The organism is Bradyrhizobium sp. USDA 223 (genome assembly GCF_044909005.1).
Lineage (GTDB): Bacteria > Pseudomonadota > Alphaproteobacteria > Rhizobiales > Xanthobacteraceae > Bradyrhizobium > Bradyrhizobium yuanmingense.
The window spans coordinates 7,845,180-7,865,302 of sequence record NZ_JBIYDR010000001.1; the positions used below are offsets into that span (position 1 = coordinate 7,845,180).

23 protein-coding genes are annotated in these 20,123 nt (G+C 65.4%); 14 read left to right on the top strand and 9 right to left on the bottom strand.

Annotation, left to right across the window (positions count from 1 at the left end; genetic code table 11):
- The first annotated feature begins 37 nt into the window (after positions 1-37).
- The 7 genes from ABIA40_RS36535 (at position 38) to ABIA40_RS36565 (ending at position 6,325) form a co-directional block, all read left to right on the top strand.
- Entirely contained in the window at positions 38-1,435 is a 1,398-nt protein-coding gene (locus ABIA40_RS36535) for an NAD(P)(+) transhydrogenase (Re/Si-specific) subunit beta (protein ID WP_057028050.1), read from the top strand.
- A 53-nt stretch (positions 1,436-1,488) separates the two neighbouring features.
- Positions 1,489-1,623, top strand: a complete 135-nt coding sequence (locus ABIA40_RS36540) for a hypothetical protein (protein WP_404546041.1) — start codon at positions 1,489-1,491, stop codon at positions 1,621-1,623.
- 29 nt (positions 1,624-1,652) lie between these two features.
- On the top strand, positions 1,653-2,450 hold the full coding sequence (locus ABIA40_RS36545; RefSeq protein ID WP_404546449.1) for an alpha/beta hydrolase: 798 nt from the start codon (positions 1,653-1,655) through the stop codon (positions 2,448-2,450).
- A gap of 97 nt (positions 2,451-2,547) precedes the next feature.
- Positions 2,548-3,882 carry a sodium:proton antiporter gene (locus ABIA40_RS36550; protein WP_404546451.1) on the top strand — a complete coding sequence of 445 codons (1,335 nt, stop codon included), beginning with the start codon at positions 2,548-2,550 and terminating at the stop codon, positions 3,880-3,882.
- Between the two features lie 49 nt (positions 3,883-3,931).
- Positions 3,932-5,029: a calcium:proton antiporter gene (locus ABIA40_RS36555; RefSeq protein WP_404546043.1), complete on the top strand. Its 1,098-nt coding sequence runs from the start codon at positions 3,932-3,934 to the stop codon at positions 5,027-5,029.
- A 12-nt stretch (positions 5,030-5,041) separates the two neighbouring features.
- Complete coding sequence (locus ABIA40_RS36560) at positions 5,042-5,326, top strand: cupin domain-containing protein (protein ID WP_128264157.1); 285 nt, start codon at positions 5,042-5,044, stop codon at positions 5,324-5,326.
- A 93-nt stretch (positions 5,327-5,419) separates the two neighbouring features.
- The gene (locus ABIA40_RS36565) at positions 5,420-6,325 is read left to right on the top strand and encodes a hypothetical protein (RefSeq protein ID WP_404546045.1); all 906 of its coding nucleotides are present in this window, start codon (positions 5,420-5,422) and stop codon (positions 6,323-6,325) included.
- Between the two features lie 26 nt (positions 6,326-6,351).
- Here ABIA40_RS36565 and ABIA40_RS36570 read toward each other — a convergent pair whose 3' ends face one another.
- Positions 6,352-7,002, bottom strand: a complete 651-nt coding sequence (locus tag ABIA40_RS36570; RefSeq protein WP_404546046.1) for a tetratricopeptide repeat protein — start codon at positions 7,000-7,002, stop codon at positions 6,352-6,354.
- Positions 7,003-7,103: 101 nt separating this feature from the next.
- Positions 7,104-7,400, bottom strand: coding sequence for a 30S ribosomal protein S21 (gene rpsU, locus ABIA40_RS36575; RefSeq protein WP_008546194.1), 297 nt, complete (start codon positions 7,398-7,400; stop codon positions 7,104-7,106).
- Positions 7,401-7,659: 259 nt separating this feature from the next.
- Here rpsU and aqpZ point away from each other — a divergent pair, with 259 nt between their 5' ends.
- Positions 7,660-8,382, top strand: a complete 723-nt coding sequence (aqpZ, locus tag ABIA40_RS36580) for an aquaporin Z (RefSeq protein WP_404546047.1) — start codon at positions 7,660-7,662, stop codon at positions 8,380-8,382.
- A gap of 42 nt (positions 8,383-8,424) precedes the next feature.
- On the opposite strand, the gene ABIA40_RS36585 is transcribed toward aqpZ, so the two are convergent.
- From ABIA40_RS36585 to ABIA40_RS36595, 3 genes are all read right to left on the bottom strand, one after another.
- Entirely contained in the window at positions 8,425-9,528 is a 1,104-nt protein-coding gene (locus ABIA40_RS36585; protein ID WP_404546048.1) for a 5-(carboxyamino)imidazole ribonucleotide synthase, read from the bottom strand.
- Positions 9,528-10,016, bottom strand: coding sequence for a 5-(carboxyamino)imidazole ribonucleotide mutase (gene purE, locus ABIA40_RS36590; protein WP_404546050.1), 489 nt, complete (start codon positions 10,014-10,016; stop codon positions 9,528-9,530). Before purE ends, ABIA40_RS36585 begins: the two co-directional genes overlap by 1 nt.
- A 93-nt stretch (positions 10,017-10,109) precedes the next feature.
- Positions 10,110-10,253, bottom strand: coding sequence for a hypothetical protein (locus ABIA40_RS36595; RefSeq protein ID WP_404546467.1), 144 nt, complete (start codon positions 10,251-10,253; stop codon positions 10,110-10,112).
- On the opposite strand from ABIA40_RS36595, the gene ABIA40_RS36600 reads away from it, so the two are divergent.
- A complete protein-coding gene (locus ABIA40_RS36600) occupies positions 10,210-10,866 on the top strand; it encodes a GGDEF domain-containing protein (RefSeq protein ID WP_404546453.1) in 657 nt (218 codons plus the stop codon). The genes ABIA40_RS36595 and ABIA40_RS36600 overlap by 44 nt on opposite strands.
- Before the next feature lies 1 nt (position 10,867).
- Here the strand turns inward: ABIA40_RS36600 and ABIA40_RS36605 are convergent, their stop codons facing one another.
- The 3 genes from ABIA40_RS36605 to ABIA40_RS36615 form a co-directional block, all read right to left on the bottom strand.
- Positions 10,868-11,119 carry a hypothetical protein gene (locus tag ABIA40_RS36605; protein WP_404546052.1) on the bottom strand — a complete coding sequence of 84 codons (252 nt, stop codon included), beginning with the start codon at positions 11,117-11,119 and terminating at the stop codon, positions 10,868-10,870.
- A 22-nt stretch (positions 11,120-11,141) separates the two neighbouring features.
- Positions 11,142-11,360: a hypothetical protein gene (locus ABIA40_RS36610; RefSeq protein ID WP_035998725.1), complete on the bottom strand. Its 219-nt coding sequence runs from the start codon at positions 11,358-11,360 to the stop codon at positions 11,142-11,144.
- A gap of 131 nt (positions 11,361-11,491) precedes the next feature.
- Positions 11,492-11,698, bottom strand: a complete 207-nt coding sequence (locus ABIA40_RS36615) for a YdcH family protein (protein ID WP_008546179.1) — start codon at positions 11,696-11,698, stop codon at positions 11,492-11,494.
- A 330-nt stretch (positions 11,699-12,028) separates the two neighbouring features.
- Here ABIA40_RS36615 and ABIA40_RS36620 point away from each other — a divergent pair, with 330 nt between their 5' ends.
- Positions 12,029-12,211: a YdcH family protein gene (locus tag ABIA40_RS36620; RefSeq protein WP_008546178.1), complete on the top strand. Its 183-nt coding sequence runs from the start codon at positions 12,029-12,031 to the stop codon at positions 12,209-12,211.
- A gap of 145 nt (positions 12,212-12,356) precedes the next feature.
- On the opposite strand, the gene ABIA40_RS36625 is transcribed toward ABIA40_RS36620, so the two are convergent.
- Positions 12,357-13,481, bottom strand: coding sequence for an NAD(P)/FAD-dependent oxidoreductase (locus ABIA40_RS36625; RefSeq protein ID WP_404546054.1), 1,125 nt, complete (start codon positions 13,479-13,481; stop codon positions 12,357-12,359).
- Between the two features lie 202 nt (positions 13,482-13,683).
- On the opposite strand from ABIA40_RS36625, the gene ABIA40_RS36630 reads away from it, so the two are divergent.
- The 4 genes from ABIA40_RS36630 to ABIA40_RS36645 all read left to right on the top strand — a co-directional run bounded on the left by ABIA40_RS36630 (position 13,684) and on the right by ABIA40_RS36645 (position 20,120).
- A complete protein-coding gene (locus tag ABIA40_RS36630) occupies positions 13,684-16,368 on the top strand; it encodes an EAL domain-containing protein (RefSeq protein ID WP_404546056.1) in 2,685 nt (894 codons plus the stop codon).
- 137 nt (positions 16,369-16,505) lie between these two features.
- A complete protein-coding gene (locus tag ABIA40_RS36635) occupies positions 16,506-17,984 on the top strand; it encodes a glycerol-3-phosphate dehydrogenase (protein WP_404546058.1) in 1,479 nt (492 codons plus the stop codon).
- 52 nt (positions 17,985-18,036) lie between these two features.
- Entirely contained in the window at positions 18,037-19,209 is a 1,173-nt protein-coding gene (locus tag ABIA40_RS36640) for an ABC transporter ATP-binding protein (RefSeq protein WP_404546060.1), read from the top strand.
- A complete protein-coding gene (locus tag ABIA40_RS36645; RefSeq protein ID WP_404546062.1) occupies positions 19,206-20,120 on the top strand; it encodes an ABC transporter permease in 915 nt (304 codons plus the stop codon). The genes ABIA40_RS36640 and ABIA40_RS36645 overlap by 4 nt, the downstream gene beginning before the upstream one ends.
- Positions 20,121-20,123: the final 3 nt, after the last annotated feature.

A 20,123-nucleotide genomic window follows, 5' to 3' on the forward strand; every position in this document is an offset into this window, starting at 1 on the left:
GGCCACCTCGGGCTGAAGGGATCAATGGGGACCTGAGATGAGCGCCAATCTCTCTGCATTCTTGTATCTCGTGGCGGGGGTGCTGTTCATCCTGTCGCTGCGCGGGCTGTCGAGCCCGGCAACCTCGCGCCAGGGCAATCTGTTCGGCATGATCGGCATGGCGATCGCGGTCGCCACCACGCTGGCGAGCCATCCGCCGGCCGATGGCGTGGCCTGGGTCCTCGTGATCCTCGCGGTCGCGATCGGCGGCGGCATCGGCGCGGTGATCGCCCGTCGCGTGCCGATGACCTCGATGCCGGAACTGGTCGCCGCCTTCCACTCGCTGGTCGGCATGGCCGCGGTGCTGGTCGCCGCCGGCGCGTTCTACGCGCCGGAGGCCTTCGACATCGGCAAGCCTGGCGCCATTCATGCATCAAGTCTGGTCGAAATGTCGCTCGGCGTCGCCATCGGCGCGCTGACCTTCACCGGCTCGGTGATCGCGTTCCTGAAGCTGTCCGCGCGCATGAGCGGCGCGCCGATCATCCTGCCGGCCCGTCACATCATCAACATCGCGCTCGCCGTGGCGCTGGTGTTCTTCATCGTCCGTCTCGTCCTCACCGGCGGCGCGTTCGACTTCTGGATGATCACCATCATCGCGCTGGCGCTCGGCGTGCTCATGATCATCCCGATCGGCGGCGCCGACATGCCGGTCGTGATCTCGATGCTGAACTCCTATTCCGGCTGGGCGGCCGCCGGCATCGGCTTCACGCTGGGCAATTCCGCGCTGATCATCACCGGCGCGCTGGTCGGCTCCTCCGGCGCGATCCTGTCCTACATCATGTGCCACGCGATGAACCGGTCCTTCATCTCGGTCATCCTCGGCGGCTTCGGCGGCGAGACCGCGGCGGCCGGCGGCGCCACGGGCGAGCAGAAGCCCGCCAAGCTCGGCTCGGCGGACGATGCCGCCTTCATCATGAAGAATGCCTCCAAGGTCATCATCGTGCCCGGCTACGGCATGGCGGTGGCGCAGGCGCAGCACGCGCTGCGCGAGATGGCGGACATGCTCAAGAAGGAAGGCGTCGAGGTGAAATACGCCATTCACCCGGTCGCCGGCCGCATGCCTGGCCACATGAACGTTCTGCTCGCGGAAGCCAATGTGCCCTATGACGAGGTGTTCGAGCTCGAGGACATCAACAGCGAATTCGCGCAGGCCGACATCGCCTTCGTGATCGGCGCCAACGACGTCACCAACCCGGCGGCCGAAGAGGACAAGACTTCGCCGATCTACGGCATGCCGGTGCTCCAGGTCTGGAAGGCCGGCACGGTGATGTTCATCAAGCGCTCGCTGGCCTCTGGCTATGCTGGCATCGACAATCCGCTGTTCTACCGCGACAATACCATGATGCTGCTCGGCGACGCCAAGAAGGTCACCGAGAACATCGTCAAGGCGATGTAGCGCCAGGCGCGCGGACCGTGGCCATCAATTAGGAATGGCACCAGTCCCATCGCATGCCGCCCAAAGCGACGCGCGAGCAGCGCATCGCCTGGCACGCTGCCCACAAGGCGGCGTGCGGCTGCCGCGACGTTCCGGCGAGCCTGCGGCCCGACGTCATGAAATTGCTGTGGAGCCGTCGCAAGCCCTAGTCTCAACCGAGGGGCCGGCCGCGCAAATGATGACAATCGTCAAGTGGATCGCCATCCTGCTCGTGACCGTCTATCTCGTCGGTCTCGTCGTGCTGTACGTCCGCCAGCGCGAGATGCTGTTTCCGATCCCGCCCGTTGGCCGCACCGCACCCGATGCTGCGGGCCTTCCCGAGGCACAAGAGCATGTCCTGACCACGTCTGATGGCGAGCAGGTCATCGTCTGGCACGTGCCGGCCAAGCCCGGTCGTTCCGTGATCCTCTACTTCCACGGCAATGGCGATTTTCTCGCCGGCCGCGTCGGCCGTTTCAAGGCGATGACCGCCGACGGCACCGGCCTCGTTGCGTTGTCCTATCGCGGCTATGGCGGCTCGAGCGGGGTGCCGAGCGAGCAGGGCCTGCTGCGCGACGCTGCCGCCGCCTACGCGTTCACCACCGCGCGTTATGCGGCGGAACGAATCGTCGCCTGGGGCTTTTCGCTCGGGACGGGCGTCGCAGTCGCGCTCGCCTCGGAGCATCGCGTTGGAAAACTCATCCTGGAGGCGCCCTATACCTCGACGGCCGACATTGCGGGGGCATCGTTCTGGTTCGTTCCGGTCCGCCTTCTGATGCGTGACCCCTTCCATTCGGACCAGCGCATGTCGCGCGTCACGGTGCCGCTGCTCGTCATGCATGGCACCAATGACCATGTCATTTCGATCGTCTTCGGAGAGCGTCTGTTCGCACTCGCCCGCGAGCCCAAGCGGTTCGTTCGCATGGAGGGCGGCGGGCACGACGATCTCGATCAATATGGCGCGATCGAAACCGCGAGAGGCTTCATTGGCGGCTGACGGCTTGGCTCAACGTTACATCCCTGCGCTCGCCGTCTCCTGTTTGACGCTTCTGCCGCAGAATGCGCTTGCCGCGACCGGCCTCGATGGTGCGGCGATGCGCTGGCCCTATGCGCTGCCCTTTGCCGGCTTGTTGCTGTCGATTGCAATGGGGCCGCTGCTGTTGCCGAAGATCTGGCATCACCATTACGGCAAGATCACCGCTGCCTGGTCGCTGCTGGCGCTCGCCGCGCTCGTGGTCTTCGCCGGCGGCATGGCGACACTGGCGGCGCTGGTCCATGCCATGCTCGCCGAATATCTCGGCTTCATCGTGCTGCTGTTCGCGCTCTATGTCGTGGCCGGCGGCATCCTCATCACGGGCGACATCAAGGGCACGCCGGCGGCGAATGTCGGCATCCTCGCGCTCGGCACGCTGGGGGCGAGCATCGTCGGCACCACGGGTGCCGCGATGATCCTGATCCGCCCCTTGATCCGCGCCAACCGGCAGCGGCGCCACAACACCCATGTCGTCATCTTCTTTATCATCCTGGTGGCCAATGTCGGCGGCGCGCTGAGCCCGCTCGGCGATCCCCCGCTGTTCGTCGGCTTCCTGCATGGCGTTGACTTCTTCTGGACCACGCGGACCATCTGGTTGCAGACCGCACTCGTCGCCGTCCTGCTGCTCGCGATCTTCGCCGTCGTCGACGTCTGGCGCTTTCGCAGTGAGCCGCCGCCCGCCGTCACAGGCCGGGGAGAGCCGTTGCGCATCCGCGGCCTCGTCAATCTGGTGCTGATCGCAGCCGTTGTCGCCAGCCTTCTCGCCTCGGCGATGTGGAGGCCCGACATCGCTTTCGACATTTTCGGCACCAAGCTGGAGCTGGAGGACGTCGCGCGCAACCTGGCGCTGCTGGCCATCGCGGCGCTGTCGGTGTGGCTGACGCCCGACGAGCACAGGCAGGCCAACGGCTTCACCTGGGAGCCGATCCGCGAGGTCGCAAAACTGTTCGCGGGCATCTTCGTCGCCATCATCCCGGTCATTGCCATGCTGAATGCCGGCCATCACGGCGCGTTCGCCTGGCTGCTGTCGGCGGTGACGGCGCCGGATGGCGCACCGCGCGAGGTCGTCTATTTCTGGTTCACCGGCCTGATGTCCGCGTTCCTCGACAATGCGCCGACCTATCTGCTGTTCTTCGAGCTCGCCGGCGGCAATCCGCAGGTGCTGATGCATCAGCTCTCGGGCACGCTCGCCTCGATCTCCATGGGAGCGGTCTACATGGGAGCGCTCACCTATATCGGCAACGCGCCGAACTTCATGGTGAGCAGCATCGCCCGCGAGAACGGCATCGCGATGCCGAGCTTCTTCGGTTATCTCCTGCGCGCCGGCGCCGTGCTGATCCCGCTGTTCCTGTTGCTGACGTTCCTGCCGGTCGCACCGATCCTGCACTGGCATTGAATCTGCCGGCCGATTTGCTATTGCTCGCTTTCGTAGTTGGAGCCGATGGATGAGCGCGCATGATCCGATGCCCCGGTCGGCCTGGGTCTTTCCGGCGCTGTCCCTGCTGTTGTTCGCAGCCGTCAGCGCCACGGATTACGTCTTCACGCTGTCGTTTGGCGGTCTTCTCTTCACCGTCGTCCTTCTGGTCATCCTGTTCGGCACGGTGTTCGCGGCGGTTCATCATGCCGAGGTGATCGCGGAGCGGGTCGGCGAACCCTATGGCACGCTGGTGCTGACGCTCTCGGTGACCATCATCGAGGTCGCGCTGATCACCACGATCATGCTGGGCGAAAAGCCCGCCCCGGCACTGGCCCGCGACACCGTGTTCGCCGTGGTCATGATCGTCTGCAACGGCCTCGTCGGGCTCTGCATCTTCATCGGCGGCCTGCGCTATCGCGAGCAGGGTTTTCAGCTCTCCGGCGCCAACGTCTATCTCAGCGTCCTGTTCGCGCTCGCGACCATCACGCTGATCCTGCCGAACTACACCACCACCACGCCGGGGCCGGTCTATTCGGCGGTCCAGCTCGGCTTCGTCGACGTGGTCACGCTGGCGCTCTATGCGGTGTTTCTCTACACCCAGACGGTCCTGCACAAGGATTACTTCGTCCACGAGCGGGCGTACGGCGGCAGCGGCGAGGTGCATCTGTCGGGCAGGATGCTGGTGCTCAGCGTCGTGCTGCTGCTGATCGCGCTGCTAGCGGTCGTGCTGCTCTCCAAGAAGTTCTCGCTGGTGGTCGACGCCGTCGCGGCCAAGATCGGCGCGCCGCCGGCCTTTGCCGGGCTTCTGGTCGCGCTTCTGATCCTGATGCCGGAAGGCGTCGCGGCCGTCTCGGCGGCCCGCCAGAACGACCTCCAGAAGAGCATCAACCTCGCTCTGGGATCGTCGCTCGCGACCATCGGCCTGACCATTCCTGCCGTCGGCGTCGCCACTTACGCGCTCGACAAGGAGCTCGAGCTCGGCCTCGGCGCCCAGGGCAGCGTGCTCCTGCTGCTGACCTTCTTCCTGAGCATGCTGACCTTCGGCACGGGCAGGACCAATGTCCTGTTCGGCCTGGTGCATATGGTGGTATTTGCCGTCTACGTCTTCATGGTTTTCGTACCCTAGAAGGAGCTCCCAGTGCTTGCCGCCCAGTCCGAGGTTCAGGTCGACAACGAAGAGGTCCGGGTGACGGAATGGCGGCTTGCCCCCGGCAGCGCCACCGGTCATCACACCCATGGCATGGACTATGTGATCGTTCCGGTCGCCGCCGGCGAGATGACCATCGTCGCGCCCAATGGCGAAAGGTCCAAGGCTCAGCTTGCCGCCGGGAAATCCTATTTTCGCAAGGCCGGCGTCCAGCATGACGTACTTAACGAAACCTCAACTGAGATCGTGTTCCTTGAAATTGAGCTGAAACGCTAGGGTCGCGCCCCTGTTTGCCATCGATCCGTCGCAGTTGATCCCTCACAATGCCCTAAAGTTCCCGCATCAGGTCGCGCGGGGAGTGTGGTCGGAATGCTGAAATACCTCGCAAAAATTTCGATGGATATTTTCCCCTCGGTGCTCGCGACGATCATCGGGGCCTACATCGTCAATCATTACATCAACGCCAAGCCCGCCGCCGACACCCCAGCCGCCGTAACCGCGCCTGCCCAGACCGGCAGCGACGGCAAGCCCACCGATACCGCCAACCTTCCCGCTCCCGGCGTCAAGGCCAAGGGCATCCCCGAGAAGAGCGTGACGGACAAGGCGGCGGTCGAGAAGCCGGTCGATCATCCGCCGGCCGCCGAGACCAAGGCCGCAGACGTGGCTCCCGCTGAGACCGGCCCGCGCGGCCGTCCCTCTGCCCGCGACAAGGCCGCGGCGAAATCCGCACCGGCTGCCTCTGCTCCCGTGGTTGAGGCCAATTCGGCCCCGACGGCGGCTTCCCCGGCCCCCGATGCCAACGATCTGGCGCGTGCTGCGATCGAGCGTCTGCGCAAGTCGCCCGAGGGCAAGGCTGCCGAGGCCAGAGCGTCCGAGACCAAGCCATCCGAGGCTCGCGCGTCGGAGACCAAGCCGGCTGAGCCTGCGGTGCGGGACGCCGCCCGCACGCCGGAGGCCCCGCGGGTCGTGAATGTGGAGCCGTCTCCAGTCCGTCCGCTGCCGCCGCCGATCAATGTCTCGACGCCCTCACCCGAGGCCTATGGCAATGGGGGCTCCAATCCGCCCTACACGGCCTCGATCGGCAACGATGATCCGAATCGGGTGACGCCGCCGGCCGACATTCCCGTGCCGGTCATCGCACCGCCGCTCGACCTGCGTGCCGATGCGGGCGCCGCCCTGCCGCGGCCGAAGAAGACCAATGTCGCCGACGAGATGCTGTCGGGCATGAAGTCGATGTTCAACGCCGTTCTGCCCAAGAGCGCCACGCCCGACTAGAACTCCGCTCAGCCTGCGCCAAACCGTCAGCCGCCGACGCGGGCGAGACCACTGCGGGCGGGTTCGTCGCGTGGACGAAGCGCGACCGCCTTGGTGTAGGACGCCGCCGCCTTGGCTTTGTCGCCCAGGCGCTCATAGACCTGACCGCGCGCGGTCCAGACCTGGGCATTGTTCGGATCGGCCTCGGAGGCTTCATCGAGATCGGCTGCGGCCTCCTTGACCTTGCCGAGCGCGAGATAGCTGTTGGCGCGGCCCAGCAGCGGCTCGGCCTTTTGCGGGTTGAGTCCGCTGGCGGCGCTGAAATCGGCGATCGCGAAGTCGTGCTGGTTGTTGCCTTGGTAGATCAGGGCGCGGCCATAGAGCGCCTGCGCATTGTAGGGATCGAGGCCGATCGCGCGATTGAACTCGTCGAGCGCTGCCTCGGTCTCGCCTGACTTCGCCAGGGACTGGGCCTTCGCGGTATGGGCCTGGGCTTCGGTGACGTTGCCGGCGCTCACGGCGCTCTCGGCCGGCGCGGCGGCCTTGGGGGCCTCCTGCGGCTTATCCTTCTCCGGCATCAGCGATCCCAGATCGAACGAGCAGCCGCCCAGCACGATCCCCGTCAGGGCCGCCGCGAGCGGCGGCTGCCAGATCCGGCGCCGTCGCGGAAGGCCGCGCTGGGAGAAAGGAGAGGCCATCTACGGTTGGCTCGCGCTAGAGCTTGATCCGACAAGTCCTCAAAACAATAACGCGGGCCTGGGGCCCGCGTCATCGAAAACTAGAGTCTTGCTGAATCGGCTCAGCGCGGTCCGCGCGGACCTGCGCCGGGGCCGCCACGACCGCCGCGATCACCGCCCGGGCCGGCGCCGAACACCGGCTTCGGCTTCATCGGCAGCAGGCCTTCGCGCTGCAGCTTCTTGCGGGCCAGCTTGCGCGCGCGGCGCACGGCTTCGGCCTTTTCGCGGGCCTTCTTCTCGGAGGGCTTCTCGTAATGACCGCGGAGCTTCATCTCGCGGAAAATTCCCTCGCGCTGCATCTTCTTCTTCAGCGCCTTGAGGGCTTGATCAACATTGTTATCGCGAACGAGAACCTGCACGCGGCATCCTCTTCAGGTGGATCGGATTTGAATTCTGGTAAGTCAAAGGGGATGGCGAAACGCGCAAGCCCTTAACCTTGAGCGCGCCGATGTATCAGACAAAACCGCAGATGTCCACCGGCCAAGCGGGTTTTCGGGCCAAGTTCGGCCATTAAATGCGGCGAAAATACCTCCATGCGGCCCCGATTTGGGCGATTTGGCGCCGAGGACGGGGCCGCGCCGGAGCTTGTTCCGGAATCTTTGCAATGAGGGGACTACAATGGACATCAAAAAATACGCTGCCGAAGCCATCGGCACCTTCTGGCTGACATTCGCAGGCTGCGGAAGCGCAGTGATCGCGGCCGGTTTCCCGCAGGTCGGCATTGGCCTTGTCGGCGTCTCCCTCGCCTTTGGATTGAGCGTGGTCACGATGGCCTATGCGATCGGTCACATCTCGGGCTGCCATCTGAATCCGGCCGTCACGGTCGGTCTCGCCGCCGGCGGCCGCTTTCCGGCCGGCCAGATCCTGCCTTATGTGATCGCCCAGGTGGCGGGCGCGATTGTCGCCGCATCGCTGCTCTATGTTATTGCCAGCGGGGCGCCCGGCTTCGACGTCAGCAAGGGCTTCGCATCGAACGGATACGGCGCGCATTCGCCCGGCCAGTACAACCTGATGGCCGGCTTCCTCACCGAGGTGGTGATGACCATGATGTTCCTGTTCATCATCATGGGGGCAACCCATGGCCGCGCGCCGGCGGGATTCGCACCGCTGGCGATCGGGCTCGCGCTGGTGATGATCCACCTCGTCAGCATTCCCGTCACCAACACCTCGGTGAACCCGGCGCGCAGCACCGGCCCGGCGTTGTTCGTCGGCGGCTGGGCGCTGTCGCAGCTGTGGCTGTTCTGGGTCGCGCCGCTGATCGGCGGCGCGCTCGGCGGGGTGATCTATCGCTGGCTCAGCGAGGAGCCCACGGGTGTCGTTGCGGGCGTGAAGACGGCGTAGTCACAAGCACCCGGCGGGATTGCAGCCTTTGCTGCGATCCCGTCACTTGTCCCGGGGCGGCCTGACTTCGGTCACGTGGCCCATCTTGCGGCCGGGGCGCGGCGCGCCCTTGCCGTAGATGTGCACGGTCGCGCCCGGCACGCTCAGCCACTTTTCGTAATCGTTGATCTCGTCGCCGATCAGATTGGTCATGGTGACGACGTCGCCGTGGCGCACCGGCTTGCCGAGCGGCCAGCCGGCGATGGCGCGGATGTGCTGCTCGAACTGCGAGACGGAGGCGCCGTCGAGCGTCCAGTGCCCGGAATTGTGCACGCGTGGCGCGATCTCGTTCACCAGCACCTTGGGTCCGGTGCCGTTGTTCAGCACGAACATTTCGACGGCGAGCACGCCGACATAGTCGAGCGCGCTCGCGATCTTGCTCGCGATGCTGCGCGCCTCTTCGGCGAGCGCGTCAGGGATCGGCGCGGGCGCACGCGATATCTTCAAGATGTGGTCGCGGTGCTCGTTCTCGGTGACGTCGAAGCACTCGACCTCGCCCGTGGCCGCGCGCGCAGCGATCACGGAGATCTCGCGCTCGTAGGGCACGAAGGCCTCCAGGATCGCCGATTTGGTGGCGAGGCTGGTCCACACCTTCGCGATGTCGTCGCCCTCGCGGATGATGGCCTGGCCCTTGCCGTCATAGCCGAAGCGGCGGGTTTTCAGCACCGCTGGAAGGCCGATCCTGGCGATCGCCTCGCGCAGCGAGGAGACGGAGGTGACGTCGGCGTAGGCGGCAGTGCCGATCCCGAGCTTCGTCACGAAATCCTTCTCGGCGAGCCGGTCCTGGGTCGTCTCGAGGATCTTGCGGTTGGGCAGCACCGGGCGGCGCGCGTCCAATACCAGCGCGGCTGCCGCCGGCACGTTCTCGAATTCGTAGGTGATGACGTCGACATCATGCGCGAACAATTCGAGCGCCTCGACGTCGGCATATTCGGCGCAGGTCGCGTTCAGCACGACGTCGAAGGCCGGTGAATCCGGATCGGGCGAGAACACCTGGCAGCGCAGGCCGAGTCGCGCCGCGGCCATGGCAAGCATCCGGCCCAATTGTCCGCCGCCGAGGATTCCGATGGTGTCACCGGGCTTCAGCTTCACGTGCCTGGTGCCCATCACGCCTTGTCCTCCGGCCGCTCGGCGACCGCCTCGGTCTGGGCCTTGCGCCAGGCGGCGAGGCGATCCGACAGGGCCGGGTCGGACAATGCCAGCACGGCGGCTGCCAGCAGCGCAGCATTGATCGCGCCGGCCTTGCCGATGGCGAGGGTGCCGACCGGAATGCCCGCGGGCATCTGGACGATTGAATAGAGCGAATCGACGCCCTTGAGCGTCTTGGATTCGACGGGAACGCCAAACACCGGGAGTTCCGTCAGCGCCGCCGCCATGCCGGGCAGATGGGCCGCGCCACCGGCGCCGGCGATGATAATCTTGTAACCTGCGGCCTTGGCACCCTTGGCGAATGCGAACAGCCGGTCGGGCGTGCGGTGGGCCGAGACGATGCGGCTGTCGGCAACAATGCCGAGCGCGTCAAGCGTGTCGGCGGCGTGCCGCATCGTTTCCCAGTCCGACTGGCTTCCCATGATGATGGCGATCGGCGCGGTCATGACGTCAATTGTGCCCAGAAAAACAGAGAGATAGGCCAGATTAATGATTCCGGCCGGCGGCTCGCAAGGCGGTGGCAAGGAGAAGGGAATCCACTATCCTGTCTTGGTGAATCCCCGCAAGCCTTCATTGAGCAGGATGCCCATGAAGAAACCGAAAAGGGCGAGCCCTGCGAAGGCCAGAAAGGGCCGGAACATCAGCGCCGCCCGATCCAAAGCCGTTTCGAGCCGCGCGGCCAAACCGGCCTTGCGCAGAGCGCCGGCTGCCGATGACGACAAGGCGATCATCCGCGGCCTCAGGAGCAAGCTCAAGGCGGCCCTGCTGCGGATCTCGGAGCTCGAGGCGGCCGCCGACACCGATTTCCTGCTCGGGATTCCCAACCGGCGCGGTTTCGAGCGCGAGCTCGCGCGCGCCATCGCCTATATGAAGCGTTACCGCGCCAGCGGGGCGCTGATCGTGCTCGACGTCGATCGGTTGAAGCCGATCAACGATTCCTTCGGTCATGCCGCCGGCGATGAGGTGCTCAAGGCGATCGTCGCCACGTTGACGCGACAGGTCCGCGCCTCCGACGTGATCGGCCGCCTTGGCGGCGACGAGTTCGCGCTGCTGCTCTGGAATCTCAGCGAGACCGATGCCAAGGCGAAGGCCGCGGCCTTGGAGCAGGCGATCGACGAATTGTCATTCGTTTTTCGCGGCCAGCACGTGACCGCGGGCGCCTCGGCCGGCGTCGCGCTGCTCGGTCCGCAATCCGCTGCAGGCCGCGCCCTGGAGGAGGCGGATGCCGCCATGTATGTGCGCAAGGCGAGCCGCCGGCACGAGCCGCGGATCAAGCTGGTCGGCAGCGAGCGCTAGTCTACAGGGAGGCAAGATCTTCCGGCACGTTGCCGAACTTGCGCAGCAGCGTCGCGCCGCCAAATTCGCCCGTCATGGGATCGCCGCTGCGGCTGAATGCGATTGCGCCGATATGGCCGGCGCCGCGCGCCAGCATCTCGGCGCGTCGCAGCGCCGCCGTCGAGGACTGGCACTCCTCTGCAGCGCCTGCGACGGGTGATCCGTCGTCATCGATCAAGAAGGGCATTGCAACGTAATAGGTCACATCCGACATGGCGTTGCTCCAAGGTTGAAGATTATGCGGCGCTGCTCTTGCTCCGCATCTTGCTGCGCGAGATCTCCGGAATGCAGCCGGCGGAAATCGCCGCCTGCAATTCCTCCAGCTCGGCTTCCAGATATTCGTTGGCCATGATCAGCGCCTTGATGGTGCTGCGCAGATTGCCGTCGCACATCGCGATCGCCTGATCGCAGGCCTGTTCGTAATGGCTGTTGTCGAAAAGGGCGGTTGCCGACATCTGCGTTGTCCTCGTGTGTTGTCCTTGAGCGTTCTCTGAGGTGTTGGGGTGCCCGCGAATGTTCCTATTTTGTTCTTATTGAGTCAAGCGGATTCGGAAGCGGCGGGGCGCCGCGCAAGACCGGCTCACGGTCAGGCGATGATGTCGGGGGTGATCTGGTCTTCGATGAACGCGATACGGTCGCGCAACAACAGCTTGCGCTTCTTCAGGCGCTGTAACCGCAACAGGTCGGGGGCGGGCGATTGATGCAACGCATCGATCGCCGCATCGAGATCTCGGTGTTCCTGCTGCAGCCGGGTGAGCTCGGCTTCGAGCTCACGCTCATCTTCATTGGTCATGTCTGCGGTGGCCGAAAACCGATAGGCGTGAGATCCGGGCTGTGGATGCCCTGTGGAAATTATCGTCCTTGCGCCGCGTGATCGCAAGCGATCTGCGATCCCCCGTCGCCAATCTCCCGCAACATATTTCTGCAGGGAGCCGCGGCGGTGCGCCGGCGTATTGATATCATGGATTTTTCCGGCGTGGTTCCCTTAGTCACGCTTCGTTACATATGAACTTTCAAAAATGACGCTGCAACGACGGATACCCATCGACAGGACGAATCGGTGATGTAGACTTGGTTGTCCGGATCGAATCCTAAAGGTTCAACCCTACCGAGGAGGTTTCGAATGACAATTCAGGCACATCTCGTTGAATTGGAACGGAAGCACAAACTTCTCGAAAACGAATTGCACGAAGCTCTCGTGCACCTTTCAACAGACGACCTGCAAATTGTTGAGTTGAAGCGCCGGAAGTTGATGGTCAAGGACCAGATCGAGCGTCTGAAGCAATCTGGCGACACGCTCCACTAGTAACCCCCGTGACAGTGTAGAGTTGATCACGTCCTTCACGCAGGGATGAGAGCATTCGTGCTCATCCCTGCTGCAAGGTGTGTACCGTGCACGCGGTTGTGCGGCGCTCACTCTTGCTTGGACCCGTGGTTCTCGACGCGCACACTTATCCGCTTCTCGAAACACTCTCGATATCTGCGAGCTCGGCGACGTGATCGGCGATCGCGAGCGAGGACGTCAGTCCCGGCGATTCGATGCCGAACAGATTGATCAGGCCTGCAACGCCGTGATCGCGCGGGCCCTGCATCAAGAAATCCTGCGTGGCCACGGCCGGCGGCACGATCTTCGGGCGGATGCCCGAATAGCTCGGCATCAGCGCGCCGTCAGGCAGCGTCGGCCAGTATTTGCGGATCGCGGGATAGAAGCGCTCGGCGCGTGACGGATCGACCTCGTAGTCGATCGTCTCGATCCATTCGACGTCAGGCCCGAAGCGCGCCTGTCCTGCCATGTCCAGCGTCAGGTGCACGCCCAGGCCGCCGGGCTCTGGCACCGGATAGATCAGGCGCGAGAACGGCGCCCTGGCGTTGCAGCTGAAGTAGTTTCCCTTGGCGAGATAGGCCGGCGGAATCCGGTCCAGCGGCATGCCGTCGATGCAGCGCGCCACATGCGTCGCCGACAGCCCCGCGGCGTTGACGAGGAGGCTGCATTGCAGCGTCATCGGTGCCTCGCCGCCGGCATCGATCTCGATGAGGCCGGCCGCCGCCTTGGCACGGATCAGCGGGGTGTGAAACGCGAAAGCTGCGCCGGCGTCCTCGGCTTCGCCGCGCAGCGAGAGCATGTAGGCGTGGCTGTCGATGATGCCCGTCGACGGTGACAGCAGCGCGGCGTCGCAGGCGAGCGCCGGCTCCAGCGCGCGTGCGGCCTCGCCCGAGAGCAGCTGCATGTCGAGCACGCCGTTGGCCTCGGCGTGCGCCTTGATCGATTGGAGCTTCTCGGTCTCCTTCGGGCTGGTCGCGACGATCAGCTTGCCGCAATTCTTGTGCGGGATGCCGCGCTCGGCGCAGTAGCGGTACAGCGCGTGCTTGCCTGCCACGCACATGCGCGCCATCCAGCTCCCGGCCCGGTAGTAGATGCCGGCATGGATCACCTCGCTGTTGCGCGAGGAGGTGACGGTGCCGATCGCCTCGGCTTCCTCGAGCACGATCACCTCGCGCCCGGCCTGGGCGAGCTTCCGGGCCACCGCGAGCCCGACCACGCCGGCTCCGATGACGACGCAATCGACCCTATCCATGGTTGTGCAGGAAACCAGTTGGAAGCACCGGTGGCGCACGGTCCGGATGCGGCGGCGCAAGCGGGGCTTCCGTTAAGAAGTCGTTTATCATGTCAGGGCAATTGCCGCATTTTATGTCACATTATTCTGTTGTGCCCACAGGCGTTTACCCGATCCAAACCCGCGAGGCCAGACAATCCGACGTTGAAATCGCGGGTGGCTGATGGCTGAGAAGAACTGGCACGTGGGCAGCACGCTTTCGATTGCTGTGCACGCCCTCCTATGCCTGGCCGTTACGGGCGCGCCTGCGCGCGCCTTTGCGGCATCGGACAGCCTTGCCGTTCCGGGCGATCTCACCAGGCTTGATCCCGGCGTGATCTGGGAAGCCCTCATCGCGGGCATCGTGGTCTGCTCGTTCCTCGCCGCGATCGGGCTGTGGATCCATTCCTCGCTGCGCCGGTCCAGCCGTTTGCAGCTGCGTCGCAACGCCTTCATCTCCTCCGCCATGAACAACCTCAACCAGGGCGTGGTGATGACGGATGCGCAGCGCCGCGTCATCTTCTGCAATGACCGCTATCTCGAGATCTATGGCCTGACGCGATCCGACCTCCGGCCCAACATGACCGGTTGCGACATCCTGAGGCTGCGCCGCGAGCGCGGAGTGCTCGGCGTCACCGATGACGAATTTTACCAGAAGGCATCGAGCGCCAACGGCCTGACCACGGAACTGCCGGACGGACGGGCCATCCTGGTGAAATATTTCGTGTTGCCGAACGGCGGCTCGGTGGCGACCCACCTCGACGTCACCGAGCAGCGCAACCTGTCGCGGCAGCTCGCATCCACCAAGCAGTTCCTGGAATCGGTGCTCGATCATGTGCCGGCCTGCGTGGCGGCCAAGAACATCGAGGACGGCTGCTACATTTTCGCCAACAGCGCCTATGAGAAGTTCTGGGGATTGTCGCGGGACTTCGCCGTCGGCAGGAATGCACGGGAGCTGTTTGCGTCGGCCTCGGCGGCCAGCATCGAGGCCGCTGACCAGGCGGCGCTCAATTCACCGGATGGCCAGCACCGCAATGAGTTCGAGGTGGATCGTGCCGGCGCGCGGCGCATGGTCGCCTCGATCCGGATCGTGGTCCGCAACGAGAGCAACAAGCCCGAATTTCTGCTCATCCTGTTCGAGGACATCACCGACCGCCGCTCGCTGTCGCAGGAGCTGGAGAGCACCAAGAAGTTCCTCGAGCTCGTGGTCGACAACATCCCGGTTGCGCTGATCGTGGAGCAGGTCAAGGACGGCCGCTATCTGCTCGCCAACCGCAGCGCGGAGACGATCCTCAACCGCAGGCGCGAGGAAGCCACCGGCCTGACCGCGTCCGACATCTTCAACGCCAAGGAAGCCAAGCTGATCGTCGCGCGCGACGAGGCCGCGATCAGGAAGCGCGGGATGATCACCGAGGAGCATCCGATCTCCACCAAGAACGGCCTGCGGCTGTTCCTCACCCGCCGCGCCACCGTGGTCAATGATGCCGGCGAGCCGCAATATCTGATCAAGACCCACGAGGACGTCACCGACCGCCGGCAGACCGAGTCGCGCATGGCGCACATGGCCTATCACGACGGCCTCACCGATCTGCCGAATCGCGCCGCCTTCCTGCAGGCTCTGACCCAGATGATCGAGGCTTGCGAGGGCACCCGCGAGGAGTTCGCGGTGCTCTGCGTCGACCTCGACGGCCTTAAGGAGGTCAACGACGTCTTCGGCCATGCGCTCGGCGACAAGCTCCTGATCGAGGTCGCCCATCGGCTCCAGGATTCCGCACGCGGCGGCGTGGTGGCGCGCCTGTCCGGGGACGAGTTCGGCCTGATCATCGACGGCAAGCAGCCCGAGGCCGGCCTCGCGCTGGCGCGGCAGATCGGCGAAGCCGTCGCGAAGGATTTTCAGATCGACGGCCGGCCGGTCCGCGCCGGCATCACCACGGGCATGTCGGTCTTCCCCCACAATGGCACCGATGGCGCCTCGCTGCTCGCCAATGCCGGCGCGGCGCTGTTCCGCGCCAAGCAGAAGTCGCGCGGCACGATCAGCCTCTACCAGCCCGAGATGGACCAGCAGATCCGCGACCGCCGCGTGCTGCACCAGGACCTCTCCATGGCGGTCAAGAACGGCGAGCTCTCGCTCGCCTTCCAGCCGCAGGGGGCCGCGGGCCACAGCGTCGCCGAGAGCGAGATCATCGGCTTCGAGGCGCTGGCGCGCTGGCAGCATCCCGTGCGCGGCCAGGTTTCGCCGGCCGAATTCATTCCCATCGCCGAGGAGAGCGGCCTCATCGTCGAAATGGGCGAGTGGATCCTGCGCGAGGCCTGCCGCGAGGCGGCGTCCTGGCCGAAGCCGCTGCAGGTCGCGGTCAATCTGTCGCCGGCGCAGTTCATGCACGGCGACGTGGTCGGCCTCGTCCATTCGATCCTGATCGAGACGGGCCTTGCACCCGGCCGGCTCGAGCTCGAGATCACCGAAGGCGTTCTGATCGAGGATTTCGATCGCGGCCTTGCGCTGCTGCGCCGCCTGAAGGCGCTCGGCGTGCGCATCTCCATGGACGATTTCGGCAGCGGCTATTCCTCGCTGAGCTATCTCCAGGCGTTTCCGTTCGACAAGATCAAGATCGACCGCGCTTTCATCATCAATCTCGGCCGCAACCCGCAATCGGCGGCGATCGTGCGCGCCGTCATCGACCTCGGCCACGGCCTCGAAATGTCGATCATCGCCGAGGGCGTCGAGACGCTCGACCAGCTCGCCTTCCTCGCCAAGGAAGGCTGTGACGGGGTACAGGGCTATCTGCTCGGCAAGCCTTTGCCGATCGGCAAATATGCCGGGCTCATCGGCCGCGCCGAAGCCATGGAGCTTGCGCTGAAGACCGGTTAGAGCGTTTTCGAGCGAAGTGGACATCGGCTCGCGTCGAGAAAACGCGTCAGAATATGAATCTAGAGCCACCGTTCCGATTTCATCGGAACGGAAATCGCTCTAGTGATGGGAGTGCTTCGCTCCCATTCGACGGCTTCATGGCGGACTACGACCTCGCGATCATCGGCGGCGGCCTGAACGGCGTCAGCCTCGCCCGCGATGCGGCGGGCCGTGGCCTGCGGGTGATCCTGTTCGAGCAGGGCGATCTCGGCGGCGCGGCGTCGTCGGCCACACCGCGGCTGATCCACGGCGATCTCTCGGTGCTGGAGCGCCGCGGCTTTTGGCGGGTGCGCCGGGCACTGGCCGAGCGCCGGACCTGGCTCGCCATCGCGCCGCATCTGGTGCGGCCGGTGCGTTTCGTGATTCCTGCACATGTGGACGAGCGTCCGCCGTGGCTGCTGCGGGCCGGCCTGTTTCTTTATGACGTCCTCGCCGGCCGGAGCGGCCTGCCCGGATCGAAGACCCTCGACATCACCCATCACCCGGTCGGCAACGCGCTGAAACGCCCGTTCGGCACGGCGTTCGAATATTCGGACTGTATCGTCGACGATTCCCGCCTTGTCGTGCTCACTGCGCTGGACGCCGCCGAGCGCGGTGCGACGATCCGGACCGGGGCGCGCTGCGTGCGTGCCGACCGAACCGACATCTGGCGGCTCGCCGTGGTCGATCGCGGCCACCGCCGCTCCGTTACAGCAAGGGCGCTGGCCAATACCAGTGGCGGCTGGACCTCGATCGTCGCGGAGACGGTCCTGCGCCAGCCGCAGCCCGCCGCGACGGCCATGCAGATGAGCCAGATCATCGTGCCCAGGCTGTTCGATTCAGACAATGTCTACGTCTTCCAGAACAACGACGGGCGGCTGATCTTCGCAAGCCCGTTCGAGCGCGCGTTCACGCTGATCGGCACGGTCACGCACGATTTCACCGGCGACCCCGCCATCGTGGCGGTGCGAGGGGCCGATGTCGGTTATCTCTGCGAAGCGGCGAGCCGCTACTTCCGCGAGCGCGTCGCCCCGACCGACGTGGTCCGGGCGGTCTGCGGCGTCAATCTGAGGCCGGCGTCGGCGCCGCAACGCGAGGGCACAACCCTGTTCCACGCGCGCCGGCGCAAGGCACCGCTGATCACGATGTTCGGCGGCGACCTCACCACCGCGCGCCGGCGCGCCGAGCGGGCGATGACGAAGCTGACGCCGTTCTATCCGATGTCGCCGCCCTGGACCGCCGGTGCAGCGCTGCCCGGTGGAGATTTCGCCTGGGATCGTTTCGACACCGAGGTCGACCTGGCACGCGAGCGCTGGCGCTTTCTGTCCGAGCCGGAAGCCCAGCGCCTGGTCGCGGCCTACGGCTCGCGATTGGCGGCCGTGCTCGGTGAAGCAACGACACGCGAAGAGCTTGGCCCTGCCTTCGGCCCCGAGTTGACCGGCGCCGAGGTGCGCTATCTCATGGCCCACGAATGGGCGCGGTTTCCGGATGACGTTCTGTGGCGCCGTTCCAAGCTGGGCCTGACAATGCCTGCGGCGGACCGTGAGGCGCTGGCGGCGTTCATGGCGGATGTGAACGATTCACCCCGAACCGGTTGAGCTAAACACGATCGGCCGCTAGCGTGCGGCGGAATCGGGGTTGGCAGGGACCATGGCGGAAGAATTGCCCGGAACGAACGTTGCGGCTGAAACGGCTGGCGGAGACGCATGTCCCGCGGCCGGCCAGCCGTTGCTGCGCATCGAGGGCGTCGCCAAGACCTTTGGCACGTTCCGCGCCGTCGACGGCGTGTCGCTCGATATCAAGGCCGGCGAGTTCTTCGCGCTGCTCGGCCCGAGCGGCTGCGGCAAGACCACGCTCTTGCGCATGCTCGCGGGCTTCGAGGCGCCGGACGAGGGGCGTATCCTGCTCGGCGGCAAGGATATCGCCCAGGCGCTGCCGCATGAGCGCCCGATCAACATGATGTTCCAGAACTATGCGCTGTTCCCGCATCTGTCGGTGCGCGACAACATCGCCTTCGGCCTGAAGCGCGCCGGCATGCCGCGGGCCGACATCGCCACGCGCGTGGCGGAGATGGTGGCGCTGGTCAAGCTCGAAGGATTGGAAAAGCGCAAGCCGGACCAACTGTCCGGCGGTCAGCGCCAGCGCGTAGCGCTCGCCCGCGCATTGGCGCGCCGCCCGCAGCTCCTGCTGCTCGACGAGCCGCTCGCAGCGCTCGACAAGAAGCTGCGCGAAAACACGCAAGCCGAGCTGATGGAGCTGCAGCGGCGGCTCGGCATGACCTTCATCATCGTCACCCACGACCAGGAGGAGGCGATGACGATGGCTGATAGAATCGGCGTGATGAACGCCGGAAAGCTCGCCCAGGTCGCGAGCCCCCGCGAGCTCTACGAGGCGCCGCGCTCGCGCTGGATCGCCGAGTTCGTCGGCGACATCAACCTGTTCGACGGCGAGTCCAAATTGCGCGACGGCCATCGTCTCGTCATCGGCACGCCTGATGCGGGGGCGCTGGTGGTGGCCGAGCCGCGCGAGGCGGTCGGCACCGGAAAACTGGCGGTCGCGATCCGCCCCGAGAAGGTCAAGCTGTCGCGCCGCGGCCCGGTCAACGAGGCCGGTCGCGAGACCGCGATCAACACCCTCGACGGCGTGATCGCCGACATCTGCTATCTCGGCGGCACCACCACCTACAAGGTGAAGCTCGACACCGGCGGGATGCTGCAGGCGTCGGTCGCCAACAGCGCGCGGCTCGACGTCGATGCCTACAGCCTGAACCAGCATGTCGTCGCCTGGTTCACGCCTGACGATTGCGTGGTGCTGCAATCATGAGCTCGCGCCGCATCTTCGCAAAGCCGGCGCGCTTCGCGGCCATCGCGCCCTATGTCTGGATGATGCTGTTCTTCCTGGTGCCGTTCGGCTTCGTGCTCAAGATCAGCCTGTCGCAGACCGCGATCGCGCAGCCGCCTTATGAACCGGTGTTCGACCTGACGGCCGGATGGCACGCGCTGAAGACGGCGTTCGCTGCGCTCTCGGTCGATAATTTCAAGCTGCTCGTCTCCGACGACATCTACGTCTTCGCCTATGTGCGCAGCCTCACCGTCGCGGTCACCGCGACCGCCCTGCTGCTCCTGATCGGCTATCCCATCGCCTATGGCATGGCGCGGCTGCCCAAGCGCTGGCAGGCCGTGGCGATGGTGCTGGTGATCGTGCCGTTCTGGACCTCGTTCCTGATCCGCATCTACGCCTGGATCAACATCCTCCAGCACGACGGCCTGCTGAACCAGGTCCTGCTGGCGCTGCATCTGGTCAGCCAGCCCGTGGTGTGGCTCTCCACCGACACCGCGCTGTATATCGGCATCGTCTATTCCTATCTGCCGTTCATGATCCTGCCGCTCTACGCGACGCTCGCCAAGATGGAGCCGGCGCTGGAGGAGGCGGCCGCCGATCTCGGCGCGCCGCCCTGGCAGGTGTTCTGGCTCGTCACCTTCCCGCTGTCGCTGCCCGGCGTCGGCGCCGGCGTGCTCTTGTGCTTCATCCCGATCGTCGGCGAGTTCGTGATTCCGGATCTCCTGGCCGGCTCCAACTCGCTGATGATCGGCCAGACCCTGTGGCTCGAATTCTTCACCAACAAGGACTGGCCGGTTGCCTCCGCTGCGGCGATCGTGTTGCTGGTCGTGCTGCTGGTGCCGCTCTTGGCGTACGAGCGGCTGCAGAAGCGGCAGCTGGAACAGGGAAGGTAGCGC